This window comes from Acidimicrobiia bacterium (assembly GCA_035651955.1).
GTDB lineage: Bacteria > Actinomycetota > Acidimicrobiia > IMCC26256 > JAMXLJ01 > JAMXLJ01.
This window is the reverse complement of record DASRES010000050.1, coordinates 44,954-50,953: the sequence shown is the minus strand read 5'-3', so window position 1 is coordinate 50,953 and position 6,000 is coordinate 44,954. Positions and strand designations below refer to the sequence as shown.

6 protein-coding genes are annotated in these 6,000 nt (G+C 71.9%); 2 read left to right on the top strand and 4 right to left on the bottom strand.

The window, feature by feature from the left end; translation table 11 throughout:
* From VFC33_11755 to VFC33_11740, 4 genes are all read right to left on the bottom strand, one after another.
* Positions 1-1,089 (bottom strand): glycosyltransferase (locus VFC33_11755; GenBank protein ID HZR13912.1); only part of this gene is annotated, 1,089 nt, incomplete at its 3' end.
* Between the two features lie 38 nt (positions 1,090-1,127).
* The gene (locus tag VFC33_11750) at positions 1,128-1,898 is read right to left on the bottom strand and encodes a polysaccharide deacetylase family protein (protein HZR13911.1); all 771 of its coding nucleotides are present in this window, start codon (positions 1,896-1,898) and stop codon (positions 1,128-1,130) included.
* Positions 1,895-2,896, bottom strand: coding sequence for a glycosyltransferase (locus tag VFC33_11745; protein ID HZR13910.1), 1,002 nt, complete (start codon positions 2,894-2,896; stop codon positions 1,895-1,897). The genes VFC33_11750 and VFC33_11745 overlap by 4 nt, the downstream gene beginning before the upstream one ends.
* A complete protein-coding gene (locus VFC33_11740) occupies positions 2,893-3,831 on the bottom strand; it encodes a glycosyltransferase family 2 protein (GenBank protein ID HZR13909.1) in 939 nt (312 codons plus the stop codon). The genes VFC33_11745 and VFC33_11740 overlap by 4 nt, the downstream gene beginning before the upstream one ends.
* Positions 3,832-4,188: 357 nt before the next feature.
* On the opposite strand from VFC33_11740, the gene VFC33_11735 reads away from it, so the two are divergent.
* Entirely contained in the window at positions 4,189-5,529 is a 1,341-nt protein-coding gene (locus VFC33_11735; GenBank protein ID HZR13908.1) for a metallophosphoesterase family protein, read from the top strand.
* A 92-nt stretch (positions 5,530-5,621) separates the two neighbouring features.
* Positions 5,622-5,957, top strand: coding sequence for a hypothetical protein (locus VFC33_11730; GenBank protein ID HZR13907.1), 336 nt, complete (start codon positions 5,622-5,624; stop codon positions 5,955-5,957).
* The last annotated feature ends 43 nt before the right edge of the window (positions 5,958-6,000 follow it).

The following is a 6,000-nucleotide window of genomic DNA, read 5'->3' as shown; positions in this document are numbered from 1 at the left end:
GTCGGCGTGATGGCGGTGCCACACGATCGCCGCCGGCTCGTACGTGAGACGGCGACCACCGCGGAGCAGCCCGATGTACAGGTCGAGATCCTCACCACCCGCAGACGCCGTTCCTGCACCGAGGCTGGTGTCGAACGGCCCGATCTCGCGCGCGACCGACGTCAGCAGCGCGGTGTTCGCGCCGGAGCCGAACCGGCCCGCCGCGTACGGGTAGAGCGGGTCACCGTCACCGGACCTCGCGTCGTACACGACGCGACGGAACCCCTTGGCGAAGCCGCCGAACTCCTCGAGCCACCGTTGCGCGGACGTCTCGAGCTCGTACGGCAGGATCAGCCCGGTCACGCAGTCCGCCGACGTCTCCACGAAGGCGAGGACCACGTGGGCGAGCCAGTGCCGGTCGACGATGACGTCGTCGTCCGTGAACACGACGACGTCGCCGCGCGCCTCGTCGGCTCCACGGTTGCGCGCCGCGGAGAGACCGCGGATCGGCTCCTCGGCGTACCTCACCCTGGAGTCGCCGGCGAACGCGTCGCGGAGCGCGTGCGCGACGGTCGAGCCGCGCGGTCGGTTCTCGACGACGACGACCTCGAACATGTCGTAGGACGACGCGAGGATGCTGCGCACGCAGGGGACGAGGTGCGCCGCGTCGTTGCACGTCGTGACGACGACCGACACGTATGGCTTCGCCGCGCGCGCGAGCCGTACCTCATGGGTGCACGACGCTCCCGCGGTCGGCGGGATCGCGTGCGACGACGATCCGTTCGTCTGACGCCGCTGCAACGCGTCGTCGCGGAGGTGAGCGTGGATGTCGTCGCCGAGCTCGTCGACGACGGCCGCTGCGAGCTCGGACGCGGTCACGACGTCGCGGCCCGAGACACCGATCGAGACGATCCCCAGCGGGCGGCGGTGGAGTCGCACGAGCAGTCGCAGCTCGGCGTACGGCGCGCGCTCGCCGTACGGGCCGTGCGCGCCGTGTGGCACCGCGATGTCGGCGAACCCACGCGCCAGCTCGACCTGGCGCAGGAGGACGGGCGACGCGAGCGAGCGGGCGCCGGGGTCCACACGCGTCGCGGTGCCGGGCAGGGTCACGACCCGCGCGTCCGTCGCTCCGGATGCCGCTTCCGACCTCATCGACGGGCCGTCCCGGCGAGGAGCCGGCTGCGGGTACGGCGTGCCCACCGGTACCCGCGCGTGCGCAGCCGGTCGTGGCGTGGTGCGAGCCCGCGCACGCCCGCGAGGACGCGTTCGAGATCGGACGTCGACGTCCCGGCCTCGATCGTCACACGCGCGATCGCGAACGGGTCGTCGCCTCTGTGGGAGAGCGCGTTCTTGACGGCCGCGCCCGACCGGTAGCCGGCCGCGACGACCGCGGTCAGGACGCGACGGTCGTGCGCGCCGTGCGGGTAGGCGAACGTCGTGCACGGGCGGCCGGTCATCGCCTCGATGCAGCCGCGCGACGCGACGAGCTCGTGGACGATGTCGGCACGATCGAGCTCGTCGAGCCGTCGGTGCGTCATGCCGTGCGCGCCGACCTCGACACGTGCGACGCGCGCGAGGTCCGCGAGGTGGTCGGCCGTGAGCATCCCGGTCGTCCCGAGCGACGACACGGTCGCGTAGACGGTCGCCGCGATGCCGCGGTCCGCCAGCAGCCCGACCGCAGCGAGCGTGTCGTCGTAGCCGTCGTCGAACGTGACTGCGACGGGGCGGTCGGGCAGCGGCCGCTCACCCCGAAGACCGTCGGCGAGCTCCGGGATCGTCAGCGGTACGCGCCCCGACGCCGCGATCCTCGCGACGTGGTCGTCGAACGCCGCACGCGAGACGGTCCACCGTTCCAGCCCCGGGCGGGCGACGTCGGAGACGGCGTGGTACAGCAGGACGGGGATCCCGTCGTCGCTCACGGCAGTGACGACCTCCTCTTCGCTCGTACGAACGCGACGCGACCGCGGATGTAGCCGGCCGCCGTCGCGCCGAGCCCGGCGACGATCGCGCCGGCGCGGAGCAACCCGGCGCAGTCGCCGCGCATCGCGTCGCCGATGCCGCGGGCGATCCCGCGCGGGAGCGTCCGCGTCGTGTACGTCCGCTCGCTCGCGAGCGCGGCGTCCGCGCCGACGCTCGCCGCGACGAGCGCCTTCGAGCGGCCCTCCGAGACGCAGCGCGTGACGAAGTAGCGCCACGTGGTGCGGGACCGGTCGACGGAGTGGCCGACGCGAGCGGCCGGCACGTACAGGACCACACCGTCCGGCAGCGCCTGGTGCAGCCGGATCGAGAACTCGGTCTCCTCGCAGCCCATGAGGTTCGACGCGCCGCGCCCGACGCCGTCGGTGAAGGATCCGGCCCGCTCGAACGCGCGCCGGCGGAACGACATGCTCGCCCCGATCGGGTTGCGCACCGCGCCGACCGACGACGGCAGGCCCGGCCAGCTGCACCCAACCACCCACAGGAACTCGTCGGGGAACCAGCGCGGCTTGGGCGCGACCCACGCGGGCTCGACCGCACCGCCCGCGCCGACGACCCGGTCGTCGGCGTACGTCGCGAGCAGCCGCTCCAACCACGCGGGATCGGCGCGCGCGTCGTCATCCAGGAAGGCGACGACGTCGCCGCGCGCGTGCACGAGCGCGGTGTTGCGCGCGCCGGCGAGGCCGCGTGGACACGCGTTCGGCACGACGTCGACGTCCGGGAACGCACGACGCGCCCGCTCCAGCAGCGCGAGGTTGTGGTCCACGACGAGGACGATCTGCTCCGGCACCCGCGACTGCTGGCGGACCGAGGCGAGCGCGCGGCACAGCAGGTCCCAGCGGTCACCGTCGTAGGTGCACACGACGACGGTGACGGTACCGACGTCCTGTGCGGTCGGTGCGCGCTGCGCGTCGTCCTGCGCGCTGCTCGTCGCCGTCATCCGGCGACCTCCGCGGGGCAGCAGCAGACCCACGCGGGCACGTGCTCGGGACACCCGCCGTCGGGGGACGCGCCGTCGCGGGACGCGCCGGCCGCCGCCGCCAGGTCCGTCGACCGGCCGTCGGTCGACGCGACCGCGCTCGGGATGCGACGTGCCCCCGCACGCCGGCCGAGCCGCTCCCGGCCGATGACGACCACCGCACGCGCGCCGTCGCGCAGCGCGTTGAGCCGGCTCACCCCGTGGATCCGCTCGCCCTCGAAGCTCGGCACCTCGACGACGCGCAACCCCGCGGCCGCGACGCGCACGTTCATCAACGTCTCGATCTCGAAGCCGTCACCGAGACGCATGCGCGCGGCGCCGTCGGCCCGCACGACTGCGTCGGCCGTGAGCAAGGCGACGTGGCGCGCCCAGAACGCGTTGTAGCCGTAGCAGAGATCGGTGTAGCGGGTCCGGTAGAGGGAGTTCACCGTCGCTCGCAGCAGGCGGTTGCCGCGGCGGCGGAACCCCGTGATGTCGCTGCTCCCACCCCCGACCATGAACCGCGAGCCCTTGGCGAAGTCGGCACCGTCGGCGAGCGCGCGCACGAAGCGCGGGATCTCGGCGGGGTCGGTGGAGCCGTCGGCGTCCAGCGTGACGACGACGTCGCCGCGACACGCGGTGAACCCTTCCCGCAGCGCGTTGCCCTTGCCCCGGCCGGTCTGGTGCAGCACGCGCACGTCCGGTCGCAGACGGCGCGCGACGTCGACCGTGCCGTCCGTCGAACCCCCGTCGACGAGGATCACCTCGTAGACGTCGGCCGGCAGACGGTCGAACACGTGCGGAAGGTTCGCCGCTTCGTCGAGCGTCGGGATCACGACGCTGACGCGGATCGCATCGGGCCCCGCGGAACCGGCTCCCGGGAGGTCGACGACCACGTCGCGGTCGCTCACCAGCATGCTTCCTCCCTTGCCCAAAAGGAAGCCCCTAACCGCTGGAACCAACCGGTTGAACCACTGGCACCAGGCGACGGAGTGGCGCGTTCGAATGTTGTCCCGCCGCGTCGTCACTGGCACGTGCGCGCCGGGGGGACGCGACGAACCGGCAACGAAAGTATGTCCGGCGACCGGCGCGCTACAACGCGCGCCCCATCAATTTCTCGCGGACGGACGCGGGCGTCGCGCGCGAGATGTCACGCGTGTGTGACGACGATGAACGAAGCGCAAAATCTTCGTTCGCGCGCGTGACGTCGCGCGTCCGCGACGGTTACAACACGCGGGGTTTTCCACCGCACTACGAGCGGGGAGGATGGGCCGGTGACGCGATCGCGCGCGCTCGTCTTCGGCGCGCTGGTCGCGTTCTCGGTCGTCGCCGCGGGGTGCCTCGCCCGCACCCCGTACCCGACCGACGCGACGACGACGTCGGAGAGGATCAACTTCGCGACGGCGGATCAGAACGCGGTACCGGTCGTCACCTTCGGCCCGTCGCCGTCGTGCAGCGGGTCGAGCGTGAACGCGACGCTCGTCTCGCCGATCACGGTCGGGAGCAACACCGAGTACCAGTGGAGCGCCGCGCTCACCGGTCTGACCGCGAACACCTCGTACTGCTACCACCTCACCCAGGGCTCGACCGACCTCCAGAACGGCGCGCCGGGCACGTTCACGACCGCGGTCACGCCGGGGGCGACCACGCCGTTCTCCTTCGCGGTCATCGGTGACTTCGGCGGGGGGACGCCCGACGAGACGAACGTGCTGTCGCGCGTCCGCGCGAGCAACGCGAGCTTCGTCGTGAGCGTCGGCGACAACGCGTACCCGGACGGGACGCAGTCCGACTACGGGGACATCGGAGACGGGAACGTCTTCAACCTCGACGACTGGCCCCTCGGCGGACAGACCAAGTCGTGGTTCCTCGCGCAGGGCAACCACGGCTTCGACATCAGCCAGCCGTACCTGCAGAACTTCCCGGAGACGAGCGCGGTCACGAGCTCGGGAGGCCGGATGCAGCAGGACCAGTACTGCTGCATCCCGGCCATGCAGCAGACGAACACGTTCGCCAGCGCCTGGTACGCGTTCAACTGGGGCAACGCCCGGTTCTACGTCCTCGAGGTCGCGTGGTCGGACAACTATCCCGCCTTCGAGGCGGACTTCGAGGGACACTGGAACGGACCCGTCCCGGGCTGCGCGGCGTGCGGCGCCGAGCTGCAATGGCTCAAGAGCGACCTCGCCGCGCACGCGAGCACGCCGCTGAAGTTCGCGTTCTTCCACTATCCGCTGCACTCGGACGGTGGGGACGGGTCCGACACCTACCTCGACGGACCGAACGGCCTCGAGGGTCTGCTCGCGAGCAACGGTGTGAACATCGTGTTCAACGGACACACCCACGACTACGAGCGGAACACGCCGCAGATCGCGGGGACGTCGATGGTGAGCTACATCGACGGGACGGGGGGCGCGGACTTCATCAGCAAGGTCCAGGGGTGCAGCAGCTTCGACGCCTACGCGATCGGCGCGTCCGGTACGTCGTGCAACGCCCCTGCGCCCTCGAGCGACAGCCAGGTCTACGGGTTCCTGCTCGTCTCGGTGAACGGGAACACGGTGACCGTCACGCCCACGAACGAGAACGGCGGCACGTTCGACGTGCAGACGTATCACTTCTGAACCGGCGCGCCGCGAAAGCCGTCGGGCGGTTTTCCTCATTCCGGGCCGTCGGCGCCCGATGAGAGACCCACAGGTCGAAGGAGGGGTCTCCCATGCGCCGATACGCGCTCGTGCTCGTCGTGGTCGCCGCCGCTGCGCTCGGCGCCTGCGACCTCCAGCCGCACCAGGCGGCCGTGAACCCGCCCCACCGCGTGGCGAGCGTGTCGCTCGTCCCGGAGGGCGTCACGCCGCCGGCGTGCCCGACCGACGGGACGCAGTTCGAGTACGGCACGTGCCAGCTCCCGCCCGACGTCGCGCAGCAGGACGACGTCGCGCGGGTCGGTGCGCCATCGGAGATCGCGGACGTCGGCTGCGGTCGCGCGGTCGTCCCGTTCGGCTACACGGTCGACAACGACCCGGGCTCGCTCGTCTGCAACCCGACACCCTGACGGACCCGCTCGCGCGTGTTGTGAAGCGGGACGGCCACTGGGT